The sequence below is a fragment of the Halorhodospira sp. 9621 genome, assembly GCF_022228055.1.
GTDB classification, from domain to species: domain Bacteria; phylum Pseudomonadota; class Gammaproteobacteria; order Nitrococcales; family Halorhodospiraceae; genus Halorhodospira; species Halorhodospira halophila_A.
The window spans coordinates 1-22,869 of the sequence record NZ_JAJNRD010000007.1; the positions used below are offsets into that span (position 1 = coordinate 1).

General features: G+C 69.1%; 29 protein-coding genes. 13 read left to right on the forward strand and 16 right to left on the reverse strand.

Annotated elements, in window-relative coordinates; translation table 11 throughout:
- Positions 1 to 4 precede the first annotated feature (4 nt).
- From LRF89_RS05125 to LRF89_RS05140, 4 genes are all read right to left on the reverse strand, one after another.
- A complete protein-coding gene (locus LRF89_RS05125; RefSeq protein ID WP_201242362.1) occupies positions 5 to 739 on the reverse strand; it encodes a cytochrome c1 in 735 nt (244 codons plus the stop codon).
- Between the two features lies 1 nt (position 740).
- Positions 741 to 1,973 (reverse strand): cytochrome b, encoded by a 1,233-nt coding sequence (locus LRF89_RS05130; RefSeq protein ID WP_238636686.1) that lies wholly within the window; start codon positions 1,971 to 1,973, stop codon positions 741 to 743.
- Complete coding sequence (locus LRF89_RS05135; protein ID WP_201172609.1) at positions 1,973 to 2,161, reverse strand: hypothetical protein; 189 nt, start codon at positions 2,159 to 2,161, stop codon at positions 1,973 to 1,975. The genes LRF89_RS05130 and LRF89_RS05135 overlap by 1 nt, the downstream gene beginning before the upstream one ends.
- 89 nt (positions 2,162 to 2,250) lie before the next feature.
- Positions 2,251 to 3,009 (reverse strand): Nif3-like dinuclear metal center hexameric protein, encoded by a 759-nt coding sequence (locus LRF89_RS05140; RefSeq protein ID WP_201172616.1) that lies wholly within the window; start codon positions 3,007 to 3,009, stop codon positions 2,251 to 2,253.
- A gap of 29 nt (positions 3,010 to 3,038) precedes the next feature.
- On the opposite strand from LRF89_RS05140, the gene LRF89_RS05145 reads away from it, so the two are divergent.
- Complete coding sequence (locus tag LRF89_RS05145; RefSeq protein ID WP_238636687.1) at positions 3,039 to 4,295, forward strand: trypsin-like peptidase domain-containing protein; 1,257 nt, start codon at positions 3,039 to 3,041, stop codon at positions 4,293 to 4,295.
- A gap of 45 nt (positions 4,296 to 4,340) precedes the next feature.
- Here LRF89_RS05145 and hisC read toward each other — a convergent pair whose 3' ends face one another.
- The 10 genes from hisC to LRF89_RS05195 form a co-directional block, all read right to left on the reverse strand.
- Entirely contained in the window at positions 4,341 to 5,438 is a 1,098-nt protein-coding gene (gene hisC, locus LRF89_RS05150) for a histidinol-phosphate transaminase (RefSeq protein ID WP_238636688.1), read from the reverse strand.
- Positions 5,431 to 6,750 (reverse strand): histidinol dehydrogenase, encoded by a 1,320-nt coding sequence (gene hisD / locus LRF89_RS05155; RefSeq protein WP_238633536.1) that lies wholly within the window; start codon positions 6,748 to 6,750, stop codon positions 5,431 to 5,433. The genes hisC and hisD overlap by 8 nt, the downstream gene beginning before the upstream one ends.
- A 20-nt stretch (positions 6,751 to 6,770) precedes the next feature.
- Entirely contained in the window at positions 6,771 to 7,415 is a 645-nt protein-coding gene (gene hisG / locus LRF89_RS05160) for an ATP phosphoribosyltransferase (protein ID WP_201172634.1), read from the reverse strand.
- A gap of 22 nt (positions 7,416 to 7,437) precedes the next feature.
- A complete protein-coding gene (gene murA / locus LRF89_RS05165; RefSeq protein WP_201172646.1) occupies positions 7,438 to 8,694 on the reverse strand; it encodes a UDP-N-acetylglucosamine 1-carboxyvinyltransferase in 1,257 nt (418 codons plus the stop codon).
- A gap of 4 nt (positions 8,695 to 8,698) precedes the next feature.
- Positions 8,699 to 8,950, reverse strand: coding sequence for a BolA family protein (locus LRF89_RS05170; protein WP_201172648.1), 252 nt, complete (start codon positions 8,948 to 8,950; stop codon positions 8,699 to 8,701).
- A 62-nt stretch (positions 8,951 to 9,012) separates the two neighbouring features.
- Entirely contained in the window at positions 9,013 to 9,327 is a 315-nt protein-coding gene (locus LRF89_RS05175) for an STAS domain-containing protein (protein ID WP_201172651.1), read from the reverse strand.
- Positions 9,324 to 9,950 (reverse strand): MlaC/ttg2D family ABC transporter substrate-binding protein, encoded by a 627-nt coding sequence (locus tag LRF89_RS05180; RefSeq protein WP_238636689.1) that lies wholly within the window; start codon positions 9,948 to 9,950, stop codon positions 9,324 to 9,326. The genes LRF89_RS05175 and LRF89_RS05180 overlap by 4 nt, the downstream gene beginning before the upstream one ends.
- A 29-nt stretch (positions 9,951 to 9,979) precedes the next feature.
- A complete protein-coding gene (gene mlaD / locus LRF89_RS05185) occupies positions 9,980 to 10,435 on the reverse strand; it encodes an outer membrane lipid asymmetry maintenance protein MlaD (RefSeq protein WP_201172657.1) in 456 nt (151 codons plus the stop codon).
- Positions 10,436 to 10,447: 12 nt separating this feature from the next.
- A complete protein-coding gene (gene mlaE, locus LRF89_RS05190) occupies positions 10,448 to 11,224 on the reverse strand; it encodes a lipid asymmetry maintenance ABC transporter permease subunit MlaE (protein WP_201172660.1) in 777 nt (258 codons plus the stop codon).
- The gene (locus LRF89_RS05195) at positions 11,221 to 12,045 is read right to left on the reverse strand and encodes an ABC transporter ATP-binding protein (protein WP_201172663.1); all 825 of its coding nucleotides are present in this window, start codon (positions 12,043 to 12,045) and stop codon (positions 11,221 to 11,223) included. The genes mlaE and LRF89_RS05195 overlap by 4 nt, the downstream gene beginning before the upstream one ends.
- Positions 12,046 to 12,157: 112 nt before the next feature.
- Between LRF89_RS05195 and LRF89_RS05200 the strand changes: the two genes are divergently transcribed.
- From LRF89_RS05200 to LRF89_RS05255, 12 genes are read left to right on the forward strand one after another with little or no spacing between them, the layout of a single operon-like run.
- The gene (locus LRF89_RS05200; protein WP_238633531.1) at positions 12,158 to 13,177 is read left to right on the forward strand and encodes a KpsF/GutQ family sugar-phosphate isomerase; all 1,020 of its coding nucleotides are present in this window, start codon (positions 12,158 to 12,160) and stop codon (positions 13,175 to 13,177) included.
- The gene (locus LRF89_RS05205; protein ID WP_238633530.1) at positions 13,174 to 13,737 is read left to right on the forward strand and encodes a KdsC family phosphatase; all 564 of its coding nucleotides are present in this window, start codon (positions 13,174 to 13,176) and stop codon (positions 13,735 to 13,737) included. The genes LRF89_RS05200 and LRF89_RS05205 overlap by 4 nt, the downstream gene beginning before the upstream one ends.
- Positions 13,738 to 13,740: 3 nt before the next feature.
- Positions 13,741 to 14,304: an LPS export ABC transporter periplasmic protein LptC gene (gene lptC, locus LRF89_RS05210; RefSeq protein ID WP_238636690.1), complete on the forward strand. Its 564-nt coding sequence runs from the start codon at positions 13,741 to 13,743 to the stop codon at positions 14,302 to 14,304.
- Positions 14,291 to 14,818 (forward strand): lipopolysaccharide transport periplasmic protein LptA, encoded by a 528-nt coding sequence (gene lptA, locus LRF89_RS05215; RefSeq protein WP_238636691.1) that lies wholly within the window; start codon positions 14,291 to 14,293, stop codon positions 14,816 to 14,818. The genes lptC and lptA overlap by 14 nt, the downstream gene beginning before the upstream one ends.
- Positions 14,819 to 14,822: 4 nt before the next feature.
- Positions 14,823 to 15,548 carry an LPS export ABC transporter ATP-binding protein gene (lptB, locus tag LRF89_RS05220; RefSeq protein WP_201172693.1) on the forward strand — a complete coding sequence of 242 codons (726 nt, stop codon included), beginning with the start codon at positions 14,823 to 14,825 and terminating at the stop codon, positions 15,546 to 15,548.
- A 40-nt stretch (positions 15,549 to 15,588) separates the two neighbouring features.
- A complete protein-coding gene (locus LRF89_RS05225; RefSeq protein WP_201172695.1) occupies positions 15,589 to 17,043 on the forward strand; it encodes an RNA polymerase factor sigma-54 in 1,455 nt (484 codons plus the stop codon).
- 42 nt (positions 17,044 to 17,085) lie between these two features.
- Positions 17,086 to 17,412, forward strand: a complete 327-nt coding sequence (hpf, locus tag LRF89_RS05230) for a ribosome hibernation-promoting factor, HPF/YfiA family (RefSeq protein WP_201172697.1) — start codon at positions 17,086 to 17,088, stop codon at positions 17,410 to 17,412.
- Between the two features lie 43 nt (positions 17,413 to 17,455).
- Positions 17,456 to 17,926 carry a PTS sugar transporter subunit IIA gene (locus LRF89_RS05235; protein WP_238636692.1) on the forward strand — a complete coding sequence of 157 codons (471 nt, stop codon included), beginning with the start codon at positions 17,456 to 17,458 and terminating at the stop codon, positions 17,924 to 17,926.
- The gene (locus LRF89_RS05240) at positions 17,899 to 18,444 is read left to right on the forward strand and encodes an HPr kinase/phosphorylase (protein WP_238636693.1); all 546 of its coding nucleotides are present in this window, start codon (positions 17,899 to 17,901) and stop codon (positions 18,442 to 18,444) included. The genes LRF89_RS05235 and LRF89_RS05240 overlap by 28 nt, the downstream gene beginning before the upstream one ends.
- Positions 18,441 to 19,304, forward strand: coding sequence for an RNase adapter RapZ (gene rapZ, locus LRF89_RS05245; RefSeq protein ID WP_201172705.1), 864 nt, complete (start codon positions 18,441 to 18,443; stop codon positions 19,302 to 19,304). The genes LRF89_RS05240 and rapZ overlap by 4 nt, the downstream gene beginning before the upstream one ends.
- Positions 19,301 to 19,705: a PTS sugar transporter subunit IIA gene (locus LRF89_RS05250; protein ID WP_201172708.1), complete on the forward strand. Its 405-nt coding sequence runs from the start codon at positions 19,301 to 19,303 to the stop codon at positions 19,703 to 19,705. Before rapZ ends, LRF89_RS05250 begins: the two co-directional genes overlap by 4 nt.
- Positions 19,702 to 19,977, forward strand: coding sequence for an HPr family phosphocarrier protein (locus tag LRF89_RS05255; RefSeq protein ID WP_201172710.1), 276 nt, complete (start codon positions 19,702 to 19,704; stop codon positions 19,975 to 19,977). Before LRF89_RS05250 ends, LRF89_RS05255 begins: the two co-directional genes overlap by 4 nt.
- A 21-nt stretch (positions 19,978 to 19,998) precedes the next feature.
- On the opposite strand, the gene pmbA is transcribed toward LRF89_RS05255, so the two are convergent.
- Positions 19,999 to 21,342 carry a metalloprotease PmbA gene (pmbA, locus tag LRF89_RS05260; protein ID WP_201172712.1) on the reverse strand — a complete coding sequence of 448 codons (1,344 nt, stop codon included), beginning with the start codon at positions 21,340 to 21,342 and terminating at the stop codon, positions 19,999 to 20,001.
- Positions 21,343 to 21,394: 52 nt separating this feature from the next.
- Positions 21,395 to 22,867: a metalloprotease TldD gene (gene tldD / locus LRF89_RS05265; protein WP_201172723.1), complete on the reverse strand. Its 1,473-nt coding sequence runs from the start codon at positions 22,865 to 22,867 to the stop codon at positions 21,395 to 21,397.
- Positions 22,868 to 22,869: the final 2 nt, after the last annotated feature.

Here is a 22,869-nt window from a genome sequence, read left to right on the forward strand (position 1 = left end):
GCGGTCACTTCTTGATATCTCGCCAGAACTCCTTGTACAGGAGATAGAAGACACCGGTCATGACGATCAGGAAGAGGATCACCCAGACCCCCATCCGCTCGCGGTCCGCCCGGATGGGCTCACCGGCGTAGGACAGGAACGCCGTCAGCTGCGCGGTGACCTCGCGGTACTCCTCTTCGCTCAGCTTGCCCTCGGCACCCTCGATGATCTCGAAGTCGACGATGTTGCCATCGTCGTCCCTGACCGCTTTCTGATCACCCTGCAGGGCGAACAGGATGTGCGGCATGGAGGTGCCTTCCTGGACGTAGTTGTTGTAACCCACCTCGGCGTCTTCATCGACGTAGAAGGTGTTGAGGTAGGTGTAGATCCAGTCATCGCCCTCCACCCGGGAGGTCAGGGAGAGATCCGGCGGCGTCAGCCCGAACCAGTTCTCGCCGTCCTCGGGATCCATGGGCGAGATGATCGGCTCGTGCAACTCGAAGTTGCCGCGCATGATCTTCTCTTCGACCCAGTCCTCGTCCTGGCCGACGTCATCGGCCAGCCGCTGGTAGCGCAGGTACTCCACCGAGTGGCAGCCGACGCAGTAGTCGGCGAAGAGTTCGGCGCCCTTGCGGATGGACTCCCGGTCGTGATGGCTGATGTTCGGCTCCATCATCCCCACCTCGGCCTTCACCGCGCCGGTGAAGGCCAGGGTGAGGAATGCGCCCAGTGCGATTCCGGTCTTCTTTTTCATGCTCATGTCAGACGGTCACCCTTTCCGGAACAGGCTTCGTCTTCTCGAACCCGTAGTAGGTGTAGACCCAGAGGAAGACGAAGAACCCGAAGTAGATCACGGTCGAGATCTGGCTCAGCAGGATCGGCAGGCCCGTGGGCTCCTCCATCCCGGCCCAGGTCAGCACCAGGAAGGACACCGTGAAGGCGGTCAGCGCGATCTTGAAGCCGAGACCGCGATAGCGGATGGACTTCACCGGGCTGCGGTCGATCCAGGGCAGGAAGAGCAGGATGCCAGGCGCCGCCAGCATGACGATCACGCCCAGGGCCTCGCTCGGGATCGACTGCAGCATGGCGTACCACGCCGTGAAGTACCAGATCGGATGGATCACCTCGGGCGTCTGCAGCGGGTTGGCCTCCTGGAAGTTCGGCGCCTCGATGAAATAGCCGCCGAAGGTCGGCGCGAAGAACATCACCGCGCAGAACAGGATCAGGAAGATGCCCCAGCCGAACATGTCCTTGACCGTGACATACGGGTGGAACCCGACACCGTCGATCGGCTTGCCGTTCTTGTCCTTGTTCTGCTTGATCTCGACGCCGTCGGGGCTGCTGGAGCCGACATGGTGCAGGGCGACGATGTGGACGAAGACCAGCGCGATCAGGACCAGCGGCAGTGCCACCACATGGAGGGCGAAGAGCCGGCCCAGCGTCGCCTCGTTGACGACGAAGCCGCCCTGCAGCCAGATCACCAGCTCGTCACCGACCACCGGGATGACACCCGCCAGGGCGATGATCACCTGCGCCGCCCAGTACGACATCTGCCCCCAGGGCAGCACGTAGCCCATGAACGCCTCGGTCATCAAGACGAGGTAGATGAGCACGCCGGTGATCCAGAGGAGTTCGCGCGGCTTCTTATAGGAGCCGTAGAGCAGCCCCCGGAACATGTGCAGGTACACGACCAGGAAGAACGCCGATGCGCCCGTCGTGTGCATGTAGCGCATCAACCAGCCCCAGTCCACGTCGCGCATGATGAACTCCACTGAGGAGAATGCGCGCTCGACGGAGGGCTGGTAGTAGAACATCAGCCAGATGCCGGACACGATCTGGATCACAAGGACCAGGATCGAGAGCGATCCGAACAGGTACCACCAGTTGACGTTCTTGGGGACGTAGTACTCGGTCATGTGGTACCGCCAAGTACTCGTCATGGGATAGCGGTCATCCATCCACTGCTGCAGACCGCTGAGATTGAGACGGTTCATCACGCCGCGCCCTCCTCTTCGTCTTCGGTATCCTCGCCGATGACGAGCTTAGTGTCCTCCGGGAGCCGGTCCTGCGGCACCGACAGCTCCCCGGTCCTGGTCCCCCGCACCCGACACGCCCGCCCGTCGCGGCTCCCTGCCGTGTCCGGGGATACGGGGTATACAAGCAGCGCGTAAGCTTCGTACATCGCATCGCCGGGCGTCAAGGCAGCGACTGGCCGCCCGGACACCCCCGGGTTTGCCGATAGGCTATTACATTGACCGTGATACGTCATGTCTAGGCCGGGTTATCGATCTCCACGTAGTGGTGGTCCAGGCCGAGGGCTTCGGCCAGATGCGACCCCAGCGCCTGCACGCCGCTGCGCTCGGTGGCATGGTGCCCGGCGGCCAGATAATGGAGCCCCCGCTCCCGGGCGACGTGGGTGGTGGGCTCCGAGAGCTCGCCGGAGATAAAGGCGTCCACGCCGAGATCCGCCGCCTGGTCGATCAAGCCGTCGGCCCCGCCACTGCACCAGGCGACCCGGCGGATGGCCGCCGGCCCCCCGTCGACGTGAAGCGGCGCCCGACCCAGCGCCTGCTCGAGCCGCGCGGCGAAGGCCACCGGGGTTTCCGCCCCGGGCAGCGCCCCGGACCAGAGCAACCCGGGCACCCCCTTGGCAGCGTGCCGGCCGTCGGTCTGCAGCCCCAGCAGGCGCGCCAACCCGGCGTTGTTGCCCAGCTCGGGGTGCACGTCCAGGGGCAGATGGTAAGCGAAGAGGTTGACCCCCGCCCCGATAAGCCGCCGCAGACGGCGGGCCTTCATGCCCACCACCCGCGGATCCTCGCCCTTCCAGAAGTAGCCGTGGTGGACGATCAAGGCGTCGGCGTCGAGATCGCACGCCGCTTCCACCAGGGCGGCACTGGCGGTCACCCCGGTGACCACCGTGGCGATCTCCTCGCACCCTTCCACCTGCAGGCCATTGGGCGCGTAGTCGGTGTACTCAGCCGGGGTGAGCAGCTCGTTCAGGTATGCTTCAAGGCGGTTTCGATGCACCATGTTCCCGATTCTCAATGCAGGCGTTCTTCATGAGGCTAGCAGGACGATCCGGGTGGCGGCCATTGGGCCTGCAGGGGCCCGAGTGGATCCGCTTTCTTGTCGGCTACACCGGGCTGGGCCTGGTCTTGGCACTGGTCATCGTGTGGGTCAACCCCGACCTACTCGGGCCGCTGACGCCGCGCGTCGAGATCACTGCGGACGACGACCGCGAGACCCCGCCGCCGGCGCGACCAAATGACGCACCCGAGGCCATCCCCACCGGGCAGGGCCCGGTTTCCTATGCCGACGCCGTCGAGCGGGCCGCGCCCGCGGTGGTGAACATCTTCACCGTCAAGCAGGTCACCGAGCAGCTGGTACCGCCCGGGTTCGATGATCCGCTGTTCCGGCGCTTCTTCGGCGAGCCGCCCACCCGCGAGCGCCAGCGCACCGAAACCAGCCTCGGCTCCGGGGTCATCGTCGCCGAAGACGGTTACGTCGTCACCAATCACCACGTCATCGACGAGGCCGATCAGATCCAGGTACTGCTCGCCGACGGGCGCCAGAAGGCGGCCACGGTGGTCGGCCGGGACCCGGAGACCGACCTGGCGGTACTGCGCATCGAGGCCGAGCGGCTGCCGGTGATCACCTTCGCCCGGGACGAGCGGGTGCGCGTCGGCGATGTCGTGCTGGCCATCGGCAACCCCTTCGGCGTCGGGCAGACCGTGACCCACGGGATCATCAGCGCCACCGGACGCGACCAACTGGGGCTGTCGACCTTCGAGAACTTCCTGCAGACCGATGCCGCGATCAACCCGGGCAACTCCGGCGGCGCGCTGGTCGACGCCGAAGGCCGGCTGGTGGGGATCAACACCGCGATCTTCAGTGGCAGCGGCGGCTCCCAGGGCATCGGTTTTGCCATTCCAGCGGGGATCGCCCAGGCGGTGATGGCCGACCTGATCCAGTACGGCCGCGTGGTACGCGGCTGGCTCGGGGTGCAGGCGCAGCGACTGACGCCGGCGCTCGCCGAATCCTTCGGGCACCCGCCGGATACCGAGGGCGTGGCGATCACCCACGTCCTGCCCCGGGGCCCGGCGGATCAGGCCGGCCTGCAGGCCGGCGATATCATCATCCAACTCGGCGAACAGCGCATCCGCGACGTCCAGGACCTGCTGCAGGCCGCCAGCGAGGCGGCACCCGGTACCGAGATGGAGGTCGCCGGCTACCGCGACCAAGAGCCGTTCTCGACCTCCGTCACACTGGGCGAACGCCCCGACATGCAGCAGCCCAGCCGACCCGGCCGGCGCTGAGGGGCCCCGCCCGCCGCCCCCGAAGACGGGCGCGGCGGGCGCCCCTTACACCGCGACGGCAAACGTCTCGGCCAGCGCCTCGAGGAAGCGGTTGTTCTCCTCCGGCCGGCCAACGGTCACGCGCAGGCAGTCTTCCAGGCGCGGATGGCTGCCATGCAGGCGCTTGATCAGCACCCCTCGATCCAGCAGCCCGCGGTGAACGGCGTCGGCACTGCCCTGAGGAACGCGGAAGGTGAGGAAGTTGGTCTCGGTCGGGGCCACGTACTCCACCCCGGGCACCGCCGGCAGCTCCTCGACCAGACGGGCCCGCTCGGCGAGGACATGGGCCACGGCGCGGTCCAGTGCCTCCTGGTGCTCGACGGCGAAGGCGGCACTGGCCTGCGCCAGGCTGCCCAGATTGTAGGGCAGACGGCCTTTCTCCAGCTGCTCGATCCAGGCCGGATGACCGATCAGTACCCCGACCCGCAACCCGGCCAGGCCGACCTTGGAGAGGGTGCGTAGCACCATACAGTTGGGGAACTCGAGCACCCGCGGGAGGAAGCTGCTGTCGGCGTAGGGTGCGTAGGCCTCGTCGACCACCACCAACCCGTCGCTCTGCGCCACCAGCTCGGCCACGGCATCGAGGTCCAGGCCGTTGCCGGTGGGATTGTTGGGGTGGGCCAGGTAGGTGACCGCGGGACAATGCACCGAAGCGGTCTCCAGGGTGGCCGGGAGGTCGAGCCCGAACTCCGGCCCCAGGGGCACTTCCACGTACTCGGCCCCGGTGAGGTTGGCGATGATCCGGTACATGGCAAAGCTCGGCCCCGGCGCCATGACGGTGCGCCCGCTGCCGGCCACTGCCAAATCGATGAGCTGGATGAGTTCGTCGGAGCCATTGCCGAGCAGCAAATCGGCACCCTTCGGCACGCCCAGGCTCTCGCGCAACAGCGCCTTCAGCTGCCGCGCTGCCGGATCCGGGTAGCGGTTTACCGCCACCGAGCGCATCCGCTCGAGCCAGGCCTCCTCCAGGGCCCCGGGCCAGGCCCAGGGGCTCTCCATGGCGTCGAGCTTGATCGCCCTGCCCGGCTCGGCGACCTGATAGGCCTCCAGCGCCTGCACCTGCGGCCGCACCCAACGGGCGACCCGCGCCTCGACCTCAGTCACCGTTGCTCTCCTCCGCCTGACCACGATACTCCGCCGACCGGGCATGAGCGGTCAGCCCCTCGCCGCGGGCCATCACTGCGGCGGTTCCGGCCAGCGCCGCGGCGCCGGCGGGGGAGCAAGCCAGGGTGGTGGAACGCTTCTGGAAGTCATAAACCCCCAGGGGCGAAGCGAAGCGCGCTGTCCGCGAGGTCGGCAGCGTATGGTTGGGGCCGGCGCAGTAATCACCCAACGACTCGGCGCTGTAGTGCCCCAGGAAGATCGCCCCGGCGTGGCGGATCCCCTCGGCCAACCGGTCGGGCTCGGTAACGGACAGCTCTAGGTGCTCGGGGGCCACATAGTTGGCCACCCGCTGCGCCTCCTCAAGATCGCGGACGCAGATCAGCGCCCCGCGCTCGGCCAGCGAGGTGCGGATGATCTCGGAGCGTTCCATGTCCGGCAGCAGGCGCTCCATGGCCGCCTGCACCTGGTCGAGGAAGACGAAATCGGGGCAGACCAGCAGGGCCTGGGCCTCCTCATCGTGCTCGGCCTGGGAGAACAGGTCCATGGCGATCCACTCGGGGTCGGCCTGACCGTCGCTGATGATCAGCACCTCGGAGGGGCCGGCGATCATGTCGATGCCCACCACCCCGTAGACCCGTCGCTTGGCCTCGGCCACGTAAGCATTGCCGGGACCGACGACCTTGTCCACGGCGGGCACGGTCTCGGTGCCGTAAGCCAGCGCCGCCACCGCCTGCGCCCCGCCCAGGGTGAAGATGCGGTCGACCCCGGCGACGTGGGCAGCGGCCAGCACAAGCGGCGACAGCTCACCCCCCGGGGCCGGAACAGTCATGACGATCTCCTGCACCCCGGCCACCCGGGCGGGGACGGCATTCATCAGCACCGACGAGGGGTAGGCGGCCTTGCCGCCGGGGACGTAGACGCCGACCCGGTCGAGGGCCGTCACCTGCTGGCCGAGGCGATTGCCGTCGGCATCCTCGTAGACCCAGGACTCCAGGCGCTGGCGCCCGGCGTAGTCGCGAATCCGCGCGGCGGCCTGTTCCAGCGCCTCGCGCATCTCGGGGGCCACCTGCTCGTGGGCCGCCGCCACCTCCTCGGCTGGAATCTCCAGGGCCGCCATCGAGTCCACCTCCCGACCATCGAACCGCCGGGTATAGTCCAGCACGGCTGCGTCACCGCCGGTGCGCACGCCCTCGACCACCTCGGCGACCCGCTGCTCGATGGAAGCGCCCGGATGACTGCCCCAGCTCGTCAGGGCATCGAGGCTGTCCCAGAAGTCGGGTTGCGTGGTGCTCAGCCGCTTGATGTCGACCATGGTTCCCCCTCGCGATAAAGCTAACTGGTGTCCTTGGCGCGCGCCGCCGCAGCCAGATCGTCGATCAGCGTCCCCAGCCTGCGCGGGCTGGTCTTCAGCGACGCCTTGTTGACGACCAACCGCGAGCTGATCGGCATGATCTCCTCGAGCGGCGCCAGCCCGTTGGCGCGCAGGGTGTTCCCGGTGTCGACCAGGTCCACGATGAGATCGGCCATGCCAACCAACGGCGCCAGCTCCATGGAGCCGTAGAGTTTGATGATCTCGGCCTGGCGGCCCTGCGCAGCGAAGTGCTGGCGCGCCAGATGGACGAACTTGGTGGCCACGCGCGGACGACGCCCGGGGGGCGGACCGTCCGGCGGCCCGGCCACCATCAGCCGGCACCGGGCGATGCCCAGATCCACCGGGTCGTAGAGGCCGTCACCACCGTGCTCGAGGAGCACGTCCCGCCCGGCCACGCCGAGGTCGGCGCCGCCGTGCTCGACGTAGGTCGGCACGTCCGAGGCGCGCACCACGAGCAGCCGCACATCCTCGCGGTTGGTCCCGATGATCAGCTTGCGGCTGGCGTCCGGATCCTCGGCGGGCTCGATCCCGCAGCGGGCGAGCAGCGGCAGGGTCTCTTCCAGGATGCGTCCCTTGGACAGGGCCAGGGTCAGGATTCGGCTCATGGTATTCGGTCGGTCTCCGTCGTCAGTCGGGGACACGCTGGATATCGGCGCCGAGCTGCGCCAGCTTCTCCTCGATACACTCGTAGCCCCGGTCGATATGGTAGATCCGGTCCACCCGCGTCTCTCCCTCGGCCACCAGCCCGGCCAGCACCAGGCTTGCCGAGGCGCGCAGGTCGGTGGCGATCACCGGTGCTGCGGTCAGCTGCTCGACGCCGCGGATGCGCGCCCGGGGGCCTTCGATCTGGATGTCGGCACCCATGCGTTGCATCTCCAGGCAGTGCATGAAGCGATTCTCGAAGACGGTCTCGGTCACCGTCCCGACCCCGGTGGAGATCGCGTTCAGCGCGCAGAACTGCGCCTGCATGTCGGTGGGGAACCCGGGGTACGGAGCGGTCTCCAGGTTCACGGCGCGGGGGCGACCATCCATGCGCAGCGTCACCCAGTCGCGCCCGGTGGCCACCTCCGCTCCGCTCTCGCGGAGCTTGCCCAGGACCGACTCCACGAGCTCCGGTGCGGTATCCTTGAGCCGCACCTCACCACCGGTCATGGCCGCGGCCACCAGGTAAGTGCCGGTCTCGATGCGATCCGGCAGCACCCGGTGGTGCACCCCGCGCAGGGTCTCAACCCCTTCGATGGTCAGGGTCGACGTGCCCGCCCCCTGGACGTGCCCGCCCATGGCGTTGATGCAGTCCGCCAGATTGATCACCTCGGGCTCGCGGGCGGCGTTCTCCAGCACCGTGGTACCACGGGCCAGGGCGGCCGCCATCATCAGATTCTCCGTGCCGGTGACCGTCGAGACATCCATGCGGATGTGCGCCCCCCGGAGTCGGTCGGCGTGCCCCTTGATGTAGCCATCGCGCACCTCGATCTCGGCGCCCATGGCGCGCAGCCCATCCACGTGGATGTTGACCGGACGCGAGCCGATGGCGCAGCCGCCGGGCAGCGACACCTCGGCCCGGCCGAAACGCGCCAGCAACGGCCCGAGCACCAGGATCGAGGCACGCATCGTCTTGACCAGCTCGTAGGGGGCCCGAAAGCTGTCGATGGTCGCGGTGTTGACCTCGACCTCCATCCCCTCGTGCACGGTCAGCTCCACGCCCATGCGCCCGAGCAGCTCCATGGTGGTGGTGACGTCGTGCAGGTGCGGGATGTTACCGACGGTGGTCGGCCCGTCGGCCAGCAGGGTCGCCGCCATGACCGGCAGGGCCGCATTCTTCGCTCCGGAGATACGGATGTCGCCGCGCAGGGGGTTGCCGCCGCGGATGAGCAGTCGCTCCATCGGCCTACCCCGCCTTCTGCTGTTGCTCGTGCTCCGGGGGCGTCAGGGTCCGCATGGAGATGGCGTGCAGGGTATCGTCATCGATGTGGGCGCGCAGGGCGCGATTGACCAGGCGGTGGCGCTGGATGCGCGACAGCCCCTGGAAGTCGGGGCTGACGATGAAGGCACGGAAGTGGCGACCGTCACCACTGACCTCCACCCGAACATCGCTGAGCTGTTCCTGGATCAGGCGTTCGATCTCTTCTGGCTGCATCATGGGGCGATCCCCTCCGGAAACGGACCGCGGGCTCCCCGCGAAGGCGGACGATTATAGCGGATTCAGGCCGGGACGTCGGCGATTTCCAGCACCGACCCGGCCCCACTGGCCCGGACAATGGCCAGCATCTGCTCGGGAACATGGCAAAGGCGCAGCCGCCCGCCCCGCCCCCGGGCTTGCCGGGTCCAGTCGATCAGGAGCGCAACACCGGCGCTGTCGGTCCGCTCCACCTCGGCCAGATCGATCTCGCAGGCCCCGCCCTCAACGGCGAACCGCTCCATGCCCTGCGCCCACAGCTCCCCCACGGTATCGAGCTCCAGGCGCCCTGTAACCCGCCAGCGCCCGTCGGCACCGTTGACGAGGGCCGCGCGGGTCATTCGAAACCGATGTCCCGGTTGCGCTGTGCCATCTCCTCGATCACGGTCTCGAGATCCTTGTCCCGCAGGCGCGACCGGAAGTCCTCGCGGTAGTTGTGGATGAGGCTGACGCCCTCGGCGGTGACATCCACCAGCTTCCAGGCCTCCTCCCGCTCCTCCAGTCGATAGAGGATGCGCGCACGGCTGTCGCCGGAACCGACCTCCATGCCCACCTGGACACCGCCGTCGCGCTGCCGGCTGCCCAGGATGCGCACGTCGACGCCCGTGTAATCCTCCATGCTGGAGGCGTAAGTCCTCAGCAGGCTGCGCTGGAACTCGGTGACGAAGCGCTCGCGGGTCTGCGCGTCGGCGTCCCGCCAGTGCGGCCCGAGAATGCGCGCACCGATCCGGTCGTAATCGATGTGTGGTTCGACCACCGGGGCCAGCTTCTCGTAGAGGGCCACCGGATCGCCAACGATTTCCTCGCCGTGCTCATCGAGCACCCGCATCACCTCGTCGGTCACCTCCTGCACCACCTGCCGCGGGTCCGGCTTGGCCACCGCCTGCCCGGCAGCGAGCGCCAGCACCAGCACCAGCCCCAAGGCCAGTGCCAGATCCCGGGTCCACCGATTCGCCTTGAACATCGCTCCTGCCTCCATCGCGCTTGGCGAACTCAGTCCTGCATGCCGGTAACGAACTGGCCGATGATCCGCTCGAGAACCACGGCCGACTGGGTCTCGGTGATCCGGTCACCATCGGCCAGGGGCTCGGTCTCCCACCCCGGCTCCAGCCCCACGTACTGCTCGCCGAGCAGACCGGAGGTGTAGATGGCCGCCGCACTGTCCGCCGGGATGGCACCGAAGCGTTCGTTGATGCGCATCTTGACCTCGGCCTGGTGGCTGTCCGGATCGAGCCGAATCGCCTCGACCCGCCCCACCCGAACCCCGGCCATGCTCACCGGCGCCTTCTCGCGCAGGCCGCCGACATTGTCGAACTTGGCCGTAACGTGGTAGCCGGGCGGCTGGCGCAGCTCGGTCAGGCCGCTGACCTGCAGGGCCAGGACCATCATCGCCGCCAGGCCGATGGCCACGAACACCCCGACCCAGATCTCCACGAGCCGCTGACTCATACCCTTGCTCCGTCAGTCGAACATCAGTGCGGTGAGCAGGAAGTCGAGCCCGAGCACCGCCAGCGAGGCGTGCACCACACCGAGGGTCGTCGCCCGGCTGACGCCACTGGAGGTCGGCACCGCCATGTACCCCTTGTGCAGAGCGATCCAACCGACCAGAAAGCCGAAGACGACGCTCTTGATCACGCCGTTCAGGATATCATCCTGAATGGTGACGGCGTTCTGCATGTTGGACCAGAATGCCCCGCCATCCACTCCAACCATGCCCACCGCCACCAGATAGCCGCCGAAAACGCCCACGGCACTGAACACGGCGGCAAGCAGCGGCACCGCCAGCAGGGCGGCGAAAAAGCGCGGCGCCAGGATGCGTCGCTCCGGGTCCACCGCCATCATCTCCATGCTCGAGAGCTGCTCGGTGGCCTTCATCAGCCCCACTTCGGCGGTCAGCGACGAGCCGGCCCGCCCGGCGAAGAGAAGCGCAGTGACCACCGGGCCAAGCTCGCGGACCAGCGACAGGGCGACCATCGTGCCCACCGCCTCGGTGGCCCCAAAGTCCGACAGGGTGTAGTACCCCTGCAGGCCGAGCACCATGCCGACGAACAGCGCCGAGACCAGGATGATCACCAGCGACAACACGCCCACGGCGTAGATCTGTTCGACGAGCAACCGCGGACGCACCACCACCTCGGGAGCGGCCCGCAGGATCCGCCCCATCAGCAGCACCGCCTCACCCAGGCCACGCAGCCCGTTCAGGGTCCGCTGCCCCAACGCCTGGAACAGACCGGTCATCGCCGCCCCCCGCCGATCAGCTCGTCGGCCAGCCCGGGCGCCGGATAGTGGAACGGCACCGGCCCGTCCGGCCGGGCATCAATGAACTGGCGCAGCGACTCCGACTGCGCCTCCTGCAGGGCCGCCGGGGTGCCCTCGGCGATGACCGCCCCGTCGGCCAGTACGTAGACGTAATCCGCGATGGCCAGGGTCTCCTGGACGTCGTGGGAAACCACCACCGAGGTCAGGCCGAGGACATCGTTGAGCCGCCGAATCAGGTCCACCAGCACCCCCATGGTGATCGGGTCCTGGCCGGCGAAGGGCTCGTCGTACATCACCATCGCCGGATCCATGGCGATGGCCCGGGCCAGGGCCACCCGCCGGGCCATGCCGCCGGAGAGCTCCGCCGGCATCAGCTCCCGGGCGCCACGCAGCCCCACCGCCTCGAGCTTGAGCAGAACCAGGGTCTCGAGCAGGGATTCGGGGAGCCGGGTGTGCTCACGCAGCGGGAAAGCCACATTCTCGAAGACTGACAGGTGGGTGAACAGCGCCCCGCTCTGGAACAGCACCCCCATGCGCCGACGCAGGCGATAGAGCGCCTGGCGACCGAGGCGGGGCACCTCCTCGCCCATGACCTCCACCGAGCCGGCCCCGGGCCGGAGCTGACCGCCCAGCACGCGCAGGAGGGTGGTTTTGCCCGTGCCACTCGGGCCCATGATGGCGGTCACCCGACCCCGCCGGATGTCGAGGTCCACGCCATCGAAGATCGCCCGGCCGCCGCGCTCGACCCGCAGGCCACGCACCCGCGCCAAGATCTCGTCGCCGGTGTCTGCGACGCCCATCAGCCTACTCGGTTCTGGAAAAGGGACCGGCAGTATCCATCCCCGCGCCGGGGTGGTCAATTCTGCCCCGGGGGTTGTCCGATCCGGCGAACAGATGTCGTAGAATGGACGGATGACGCCCATGCGCACCCTGATCGAACGGCACCAAGGCGCCCCGGAAGAAGGCGACGAGCGACTCCGGGCCCTCGGTCGCGCCGTCCTGCAGCTCGAGGCCGATGCCGTCGCTGCCCTCGGCGAGCGCATCGACCAGCCTTTCAGCGAAGCGTGCCGGCACATGCTCGCCTGCCGTGGACGGGTGATCGTCACCGGGATGGGCAAGTCCGGGCACATCGGCTCGAAGATGGCCGCCACCCTGGCGAGCACCGGGACACCGGCGTTCTTTGTCCACCCCGGCGAGGCCAGCCACGGCGACCTGGGCATGGTCACCCCCGACGATGTGGTCATCGCGCTGTCGAACTCCGGCGAGACCGACGAGCTCACCGCCATCCTGCCGCTGATCAAGCGCCTCGGGGTGCCGCTGATCGCCCTCACCGGACGTCCGGAGTCGACCCTGGCCCGGGCTGCCTCGGTCCACCTGAACGTCGGCGTCGAACAGGAGGCCTGCCCTCTCGGGCTGGCGCCCACGGCAAGCACGACGGCCACCCTGGCCATGGGCGACGCCCTCGCCGTCGCACTGCTCGATGCGCGCGGCTTCACCGCCGAGGACTTTGCCCGTTCGCACCCCGGCGGCAAACTCGGACGCCGGCTGCTGCTCCATATCGAGGACATCATGCAGACCGGCGAGCGCATCCCCCGCGTCGCCCCCGGAACTGCTCTCCGTGACGCCCTGCTGGAGATCAGCCGCAAGGGGTTGGGCATGACCGCCATCGTCGACGAGGAGCAGCGGGTGCTGGGCATCTTCACCGACGGCGACCTGCGCCGGACCCTGGACCGCGGGGCCGACATCCACCAGACCCCCATCGAGGCGGTGATGAGCCTGAGCCCGCAGACCGCGTCACCGGATCTGCTCGCCGCCGAGGCCGCCGAGCGCATGGAGCGCCACCGCATCAATGCCCTGCTGGTCACCGACGCCGAGGACCGGCTGGTGGGCGCCCTGAACATGCACGACCTGCTGCGCGCCGGAGTCGTATGAGCACCACCCCGCCCCGCCCCTACTGCGACGCACCCACGCCGGACGTCCTGCGCCGGGCCGAGCCGGTGCGCCTCGCCCTGTTCGACGTCGATGGCGTCCTTACCGACGGGACCGTCTTCGTCGGCGGCAGCGGTGAGCCGCTGCAGGCGTTCCACATCCACGACGGGAAGGGGCTGCGCATGCTCCAGGACGCCGGTATCGAGGTGGGCTGGATCACCGCCCGCGGGGGGCACTCGGTCATGCGCCGGGCCGAGGAGCTCGGGGTCCGCCACGTCCTGCGTGGCCGCTCGGACAAGGGCGACGCCCTGACCGAGGTGGCCGAGCGCCTCGGGCTCGCCCCGGAGGCGTGCGCCTACACCGGTGACGACCTGATCGACCTGCCGGCGATCCGCCGGGCCGGTTTCGGGGTCGCCGTGGCCGACGGCCACCCCCAGCTGCACGCCCAGGCCGACTGGGTCACTGCACGCCCCGGGGGGCGCGGCGCCGTGCGCGAGGTGGCCGAGCTGATCCTGCACGCCCAGGGCCACCTTGAACCGATGCTGCGCCGGGCGGAAGGCTGAGCCATGCGCCGCGGCTCCCTCTACCCCCTTGCAGCCCTCGCCCTGACCGTCCTCCTCGGTCTGCTGCTTACCCGCGACCCGGCGCCGCCGGCCCCGGAGACCGCTGCCCCTCCCGAAGAGCGCCCGGACTTCTTCCTCGAGGGGTTTACCATGGTTGATTTCGACGAGCAGGGGCAGCGCCGTGCGGCCCTTTCCGGGCGCACCGGCGAGCACTTCCCCGGCCGCGGCGAACTCGAGATCATCGACCCCGACCTGCGCATGCGCTCTCGCGACGGCGTCCTCTGGGAGGCCCGTGCCCCCTTCGGCATCGCCGAACGCGAGGGCGGGGAAGTCCGCCTGTTCGAAGAGGTGGACATCCGTCGTCCGGCCCAGCAGGCGCGTCCGCCGCTGGATATCAACACCCACAACCTGCTGGTGGACCTGCGCGCCGGCGAGGCGCGCACCGTCGAGCCGGTCACCGCTCGCGAGCCGGCCGGCACCCTGCGCGGAACCGGGATGACCCTGGATTACCGCGCGGATCGCCTGCGCCTGCACGCCGACGTCCGGGGGTCGTATGGAGCGTACTGACGCCGCCAGCCGTATCCGCGTGGGACTGCTCGTCGCCGCGACCCTGCTCGCCGCTGCCCTGCCGGCAACGGCCGTGGGCCAGCGCGACGAGGCACCGATCGAACTGGAGGCCGACCGGGTGGATGTCGACGCGGTCGCCGGAGTCAGCGTCTACGAGGGCGACGCCGTGCTCACGCGGGGCGAGATGCGCATCACCGGGGATCGCATGGAGGTCTACACCGACGAGGACGGCGACCTGAGCCACGTCTACGTCGACGGCACGCCGGCCACCTACCGCTACCACCCCGAGAACCAGCCTCGCCCCGTGCATGCCGAGGCGAAACGCATGGAGTACTACTCCCGCGGTCCCGAACGTGCCCATTTCCAGGGCGATGCACATCTCTGGCAGGGGGATGCTCAAGTCACCGCCGAGACCATCGACGTCGACCTGGAGGGGCAGGTCATGAAGGCCCGCGGCGCCGAGGGGCAGCGGGCGCGGACCATCCTGTATCCGGCACGGCGCGAGGAGGAATGACCCGTTGGTGACGCTGCGCGCGGAGGGGCTGAGCAAGCGCTATCGCGGCCGCACCGTGGTCAACGGCGCGGGGCTGGAGGTCGCCGACGGTGAGATCGTCGGCCTGCTCGGCCCCAACGGGGCCGGCAAGACCACGTGCTTTTACATGGTCGTCGGCCTGGTGCAGGCCGACGAGGGGCGAATCACCCTGGAAGGCGACGACCTCACTCGGTTGCCCATTCACGCCCGGGCCCGATTGGGCATCGGCTACCTCCCCCAGGAACCCTCGGTCTTTCGTAAACTGAGCGTTGCGGATAACGTACGGGCCATCCTGCAGCTGCGCGACGACCTGGACGGCACTGAGCGCGAGCAGGAGCTGGATCGCCTGCTCGAGGAGTTCGGCGTGACCCACGTGCGCGACTCCCCGGGGATCGCCCTGTCCGGGGGCGAGCGCCGGCGCGTGGAGATCGCCCGCGCCCTCGCGGCGAATCCGCGGTTCATACTGCTTGATGAGCCATTCGCCGGGGTCGACCCCATCTCGGTGGGCGAGATCCAGCGGATCGTCCGCCAGCTGGCGCAACGGGGTATCGGCGTGCTGATCACCGACCATAACGTGCGCGAGACGCTGGGCATCGTGCAACGCGCCTACATCCTCAGTGACGGCGAGGTGCTGGCCGCCGGGGACGCCGAGAGCGTGCTGGCCAACCCGCGGGTACGCGAGGTGTACCTGGGCGAGGACTTCCGCCTGTGAGTGACGGACTACGGATGCTTCAAGCACAACGGACACGGCCATGAAGCAGTCGCTTCAGCTACGCATCGGTCAGCAGCTGACCATGACCCCGCAGCTGCAGCAGGCCATCCGGCTGCTGCAGCTCTCCAGCCTGGAGCTGCGCACCGAGATCCAGCAGGCCCTGGAGTCGAACTTCATGCTCGAGCTCGATGAGGAGGCCGAGCCCGGGCAGGAGCAGGAGCAGCAGGAAACGGAACCCCACGAGGACGAGGCACCGGCCAGCGAACCCGCCGGCGAGGACATCCCCGAAGACCTGCCCCTGGACACCTCCTGGGACGACATCTACGACGGCAGCACGGCACTGAGCGCCCCCGGCGACGAGGGTGCGCAGCGCGACACCCTCGACAACCGGCCGGCCGCCTCCGACAGCCTCCAGCAGCACCTGCACGCGCAGATCGAGCTCGAGGCCTTCTCCGCCCGGGAGCGCTCCATCGCCGAGGTCATCGTCGACGCCGTCGGCGACGACGGCTACCTGACCCAGAGCACCGAGGATCTGCTGGCCGGCTGTCCGGCCGACGAGCAAGTCAGCGCCGAGGAGCTAGAGGCGGTCCTGCAGCGTGTCCAGCGGCTCGACCCGACCGGCGTTGCCGCCCGCGACCCTCAGGAAGCGCTGTGCGTCCAGCTCGAGCAGCTTCCCGAGGACACGCCCTGGCGTGCGGAGGCGCAGCACGCCCTCCTCCACCACCTGGAGCTCATCGCCGAACGCCGCCATGACGACCTGGGCCGCGCCCTGGGGGTCGGCGAAGATGCCCTCGGCGGCATCCTCGGTCTGATCCAGAGCCTCGATCCACGCCCGGGCTCGCAGATCAGCGACACAACCCCGGACTACATCATCCCCGATGTCCTCGTCGTGCGCCGCGACGGCGTCTGGCAGGTGGAACTCAACGGCGAGACCGCCCCCCGCTTGCGCGTCAACGCGTATTACGCCAGCCTGATCCGCAGAGCGGACCGCAGCGCGGACAACCACTGCCTCCGCAACCATCTCCAAGAGGCGCGCTGGCTGATCAAGAGCCTGCGCAGCAGGAACGAGACCTTGCTGAAAGTGGCCAGCGCCATCGTAGAGCGGCAACAGGGGTTCCTCGACCACGGCGAGGAGGCGATGCAACCACTGGTTCTGCGCGAGATCGCCGAGGCGGTGGAGATGCACGAGTCCACCATCTCCCGCATCACCACCAACAAGTACATGCACACCCCGCGGGGCACCTTCGAGTTCAAGTACTTTTTCTCGAGCCACGTGCAGACCAGCGACGGCGGAGAGGCTTCGGCGACGGCGATCCGGGCGCGGATCCGCCGGCTGATCGCCGAGGAGGATCGGGCAAAACCGCTGAGTGACAGCGCGATTGCGCGTATCCTTCATGAGGAGGGGATCCAGGTGGCGCGTCGGACGGTCGCCAAGTACCGGGAGTCCCTGTCCATCGCATCGTCGGCGGAGCGCAGGGAGGCCCGGGGGCGCTGAGGCCCCCGGCTCCGCCGGCGGCAAAGGGGTTCAGGAGGCGGTATGCAGATCAAGCTCAGTGGGCATCATGTCGAGATCACCCCGGCCCTCCGGGCGCATGTGAACGAGAAGATGCAACGCATCCAGCGCCACTTCGACCACGTCATCGATACCGAGGTGATCCTCACGGTGGAGAAGAAGCAGCAGAAGGCCGAGTCGGTCATCCACATCGGGGGTGGCGGCGGGCGCGTTTTTGCCGATGCCATCGAGGAGGATCTCTATGCAGCCATTGACGTGCTCGTGGACAAGCTTGACCGTCAGGTCCTGAAACACAAAGAGAAGGCCGTCGATCAGCGACGGCAGGGCGCGTCCCTCAAGGCCAGCCTTTAAGGCGGCGGGACGCGGTTCAGCGGGCCAGCCGATCGGACACTCCATGGACATCGAGCAACTCATCACGCCGGAACGTGTTCGCTGCGAGAGCGGCATCGAGGACAAGGAGCAGGTGCTCCTGCGCATAGGCGAGCTGATCGGGGCCAGCGGCGACGGCCTCGACGCCCGGGAGATCAGCAACCGGTTGCTGGCCCGTGAGCGACTGGGCAGCACGGGCCTGGGGCACGGCGGCGCCGCGCCCCACGCCCGCATCGACGGGATCGACCGCGCCATCGGGGCCCTCATCCGCCTGGACCGGGGCATCGATTTCGACGCCTTCGACAAGGCACCGGTGGACCTGCTCTTCGCCCTCGTCGTACCCGAGCACTTCACCGACGAGCACCTGCAGATCCTCGCCAGCCTTGCCGAGATGTTCAGCGACAGCAGCCTGTGCGAGCGGCTGCGCCGCTCCTCGGACGGGGACGAGCTGCAGATGGCCCTGCGCGAATGGCAGTCGCACGCCGACCCATCGTGAACGCGGCCGAGAACCGGCCGGTCATCCCCGGCCTGCTGATGGCGGTCCACGGCCGCGGGATCCTGCTGGAGGGCCCCAGCGGCGTGGGCAAGAGCGACGCCGCCCTGGCGCTGCTCGACCGTGGTCACGCCCTGGTGGCCGACGACGCCGTACAGCTGCGCCGCGACGGTGATCGCCTGCTCGGCGCCGGTCCGCAGCAGGGGCGGGGCCTGCTCTGCCTGCGCGACCTCGGCCTGGTGGACATCACCGAACTCTACGGCCCCGCGGCGCTGCGCAGCGAGACCGCCGTGGCTCTGTGCATCCAGCTCCAGCGCGCTCCCGGCCCCACCGAAGCCGAGGCCGCCCTGCACGGCCGGCGCGATCACCGCGAACTGCTCGGCCTGGCCCTACCCCGGGTGACCCTGACCGACAGCGAACGCCGGCCGCTGGCGCCGCTGATCGAGGCCGCCGCCGGCCGCCTCGTCGCGGAGGTCGCAACACACCAGCGCAGCGGCCGGAACCACGGGGTGCCGGCATGAGCGAACTGCGCCTGATCGTGGTCAGCGGCCTGTCGGGCTCGGGCAAGAGCGTCGCCCTGCACACCCTGGAAGACGCCGGTTACTACTGCATCGATAACCTGCCAGTGAGCCTGATCGGCGAGCTGGCCCGCTACGCGCAGAATCGCGACGCACCCACCGGCGAGCGCTTCGCGGTGGGGCTGGACGCCCGCAACCCGCCCCGCGACCTGCAGCGCCTGCCCGAGACGCTGACTGCGCTGCGCGAGCAGGGCATCGCCACCGAGGTGCTGTTCCTCTACGCCGAAGACGCCATCCTCATGCGCCGCTATAGCGAGACCCGGCGGCGCCACCCCCTGGCCGAGGGCGATCAGCCGCTGGCCGACGCCCTGCGCGCCGAGCGCGCCCTGCTCGAACCGCTGCGCGAGGTGGCCGACTGGAGTATCGACACCTCGCGGACCACGGTCCACGACCTGCGCGGGCTGATCTCCGAGCGGGTCGCGGGCGAGCGCAGCGGTGTGTCGGTGCTGGTCCAGTCCTTCGGCTTTAAGCACGGCATCCCCACGGACGCCGACTACGTCTTCGACGCCCGCTGCCTGCCCAATCCACACTGGGAGCCTCGGCTGCGCGCCTACACCGGCCGCGATGACAGCGTCCGCGCCTTCCTGGAGGCGCAGCCCGAAACCGAGACCCTGTTCGACCAGATCGACACGATGATTCGCCACTGGCTGCCGGTCCATCAGCAGTCAGGGCGCAGCTACCTGACCGTGGCCATCGGCTGCACCGGCGGGCAGCACCGTTCGGTCTACCTCGCCGAGCGGCTGGCCGCAGCACTGCAGGCTGACTGCAGCCACGTGACCCTGCGCCACCGGGAGCTGTCATGAGGGTCGGACTGCTCATCGTCGCCCACCGACACATCGGCTCGGAGATCCTGGCCACGGCCTCGCGCACGCTCGGCATCTGCCCGCTGCAGACCGAGTCGCTGGAGGTCTTCAACGAGGACGAGCGCAACGAGCTACTCGAACGCGCCGGCGCCCTGATCACCCGGCTCGACCAGGGGGCCGGAGTCCTCATCCTCTCCGACGCCTACGGCTCCACCCCCTCCAACGTCGCCGTGGCGGCCGGCACCGACCGCCACTGCCGGGTGGTCACCGGCCTGAACCTGCCGATGCTCCTGCGCGTCTTCAACTACCCCGGGCGATCCCTCGACGAACTGGCCGAATCCGCCGCTGCCGGCGGCCGAGCCGGCATCATCGCGGTCGGTGAAGGAGCCCCGCCGTCATGATCGAGCAACAAGCCACCATCACCAACCGCCTCGGACTCCACGCCCGGGCCGCCGCCCGTTTCGTGACCATCGCCAGCGAGTACGAGAGCGAGATCCACGTCCGCTACGGGGACAAGCGCGTCAACGGCAAGAGCATCATGGGACTGATGATGCTCGCCGCCGGCCATCAGGCCACGATCACCATTGAGGCCGAGGGCGCGGACGCCGAGGCCGCCCTCGAGGCCCTAACCCGTCTGGTGGCCGAGGGCTTCGGCGAGACCGAGCACGGTTGACCCGCGCCCGGCACCGGACGCTCACTGCCCGGCGACGGTCATCTCCTCGACCAGGATCGAGCCACAGCGGATGTTGCCGCGCCGGTCCACGTCGCCGCCCACCGCCTGGATGCCGGCAAAAAGATCGCGCAGATGGCCGGCGATGGTGATCTCCTGGACCGGGCGGTCGATGGCCCCGTTCTCCACCCAGAAACCGGCGGCACCACGGGAGTAGTCGCCGGTGACCAGGTTGACCCCCTGGCCCATCAGCTCAGTGACCACCAACCCGCGGCCCATGCGCCGGAGCAGGGCGTCGAAGTCCTCATCGCCGCCGCTGACCTCCAGGTTGTGGACGCCGCCGGCGTTGGCTGTGGTCTCCAGGCCCAGACGGCGGGCGGAGTAGCTGTCCAGCACATAGCGCTGCAGCACCCCGTCCTGCACCAGCGCCGACTCGGTGGTGGCCACCCCTTCCGCATCGAACGCCGTGCTGCCCAGCGCCCGGCAAATGTGCGGCCGCTCGACCATATGCAGCCAGGCGGGGAAGAGCTGCTCGCCGGCGCTGTCGACCAGGAACGAAGCCTGCCGGTACAGGGCACTGCCCCGGACCGCCGAGACCAGATGGCCCACCAGCCCGCGGGCCACGGGAGCACGGAAGAGCACCGGTACCCGTTCGGTGTTGAGACTCTCGGCGCCAAGCCGGGCCACGGCGTGCTCTGCCGCCTGGCGCCCCACAGCCCGGGCCTCCTCCAGAGCCGCGGGGTCGCGGGCCACGCTGTACCAGTGGTCGCGCTGCATGGCCTCGCCGCGTCCGGCCACCGCCACGCAGTGGATACCGTGGCGCGACTCCGGCAGCACCGAAAAGAAACCGTGGCTATTGCCGTAGGCGTGCAGGCCGCGGTGGATGCTGACCCCGGCACCCTCGGTGTTCTCGATACGCCGATCGGCCTCCACCGCCGCCGCCTCGCAGTCGCGGGCGAGCTCCACGGCGTCGTCCGCCGACAGGGGCCAGGGGTGATCGAGGTCGAGGTCCGGCGGGTCCACCGCCATGCGCTCGGCCGGTGCCAGACCGTTCGCAGGGTCCTCGGAGGTGTAGCGGGCGATGTCGCAGGCCGCCTGCACGGCTTCGCGCACCGCCTGCTCGGACAGCTCCCCGGCCGAGGCACTGCCCTTGCGGCCACCGAAGTACACGGTGACCCCCATATCCCGGCCACGGTGGTGCTCCAGGGTATCGATCTCACCCTTGCGAACGTTCACCGAAAGGCCGATGTCGCCGGAGCAGGCCGCCTCGGCAGCATCGGCCCCGTGCCCGCGGGCCTCGTCGAGGGCCTGCTGCACCAGACCTTCCAGCGCTGCCGGGGCGGGTAGTTCGTTGCGGGGATCCGGCATGGATTCGCCTTCTCCGTTGTCAGTTGGGTTTCCAGGCGACGGCGCGGGGCGATCAGGCCTGGGTGCCGCCGACGGTCATGCCGTCGACCCTGAGCGTTGGTTGGCCGACCCCCACGGGGACGCTTTGCCCCTCCTTGCCGCAGACCCCGATACCGCCGTCGAGCTTCAGGTCGTTGCCCACCATACTCACCCGTGTGAGCACATCCGGCCCGTTGCCGATGAGGGTCGCGCCCTTGACCGGGTGCTGGATACGCCCGTTCTCGATCCAGTAGGCCTCGCTGGCCGAGAAGACGAACTTGCCCGAGGTGATGTCCACCTGGCCGCCGCCGAAGTTCACCGCGTACAGCCCCCGGTCCACCGAGGCGATGATCTCGTCGGGGTCGTGGGGACCGGCGAGCATGTAGGTATTGGTCATCCGCGGCATGGGCAGGTGGGCGTAGGACTCCCGGCGGGCATTACCGGTGCGCGCCATGCCCATCAGTCCGGCATTCTGCCGGTCCTGCATGTAGCCGGTGAGCACCCCGTCCTCGATCAGGGTGTTGCACTGGCTGGGGTGGCCCTCGTCATCGATGTTCAGCGACCCCCGCCGATGGGCGATGGTACCGTCGTCGACGACGGTGCACAGCGGAGAGGCCACCCGCTCGCCAATGCGGTCGGTGAATGCCGAGGTCCCCTTGCGGTTGAAATCCCCCTCCAGGCCATGGCCGACGGCCTCGTGCAGGAGCACCCCGGGCCACCCGGGACCGAGGACCACGGGCAGATTCCCCGCCGGCGCCTCTTCGGCCTCGAGGTTGACCAGCGCCTGACGGGCCGCCTCGCGGGCATAGGCCTCGACACGCTCCGGCTCGACGAAACGCGTGTAGTCGTAACGCCCGCCCCCACCGGAAGCCCCGCTCTCGCGGCGCTCGCCGGCGGCCGCCAGCACCGAGACGTTGAGCCGGACCAGCGGGCGGATATCCCCGGCCCAGCCGCCCTCGGAGTTCGCCACCAGGATGGTGTCGTGGGCACCGGCCAGGCTCACCACCACGTGGACGATGCGCGGGTCGACGGCACGCGCCGCGGCCTCGGCACGGTGCAGCAGGGCCACTTTGTCGTCCGCGCTGAGGCTCGCCAGCGGATCATCGCCGTGGTAGAGCCCGCCCACGGCACCGCTGCGGAAGGCGGCCAGGCTGCGGCTCTGTCCGCTGCGCGCCACCGCACCAGCAGCCGAGGAGGCATCCAGCAACGCCTCCAGACCAATCTCGTCGCAGTAGGCGAACCCGGTCTTCTCGCCGCTGACGGCACGTACACCCACACCGCGGTCGATGCTATGGCTGCCCTCGCGGACGATGCCGTCCTCAAGCACCCAGGCCTCGCGCCGGGCGGCCTGGAAATAGAGATCGGCGAAGTCCACGCCTGGGCGCAGCAGGCGGCTGAACACCTGACCGAGGCGCGCCTCGTCGAGTGCGGCCGGCGCCAGCAACCGCTCCTCGGCTTGACGAAGCGGGTCCGGGGTCGCAGTAGCGGCTTCGGCGTGGTTCATCATTC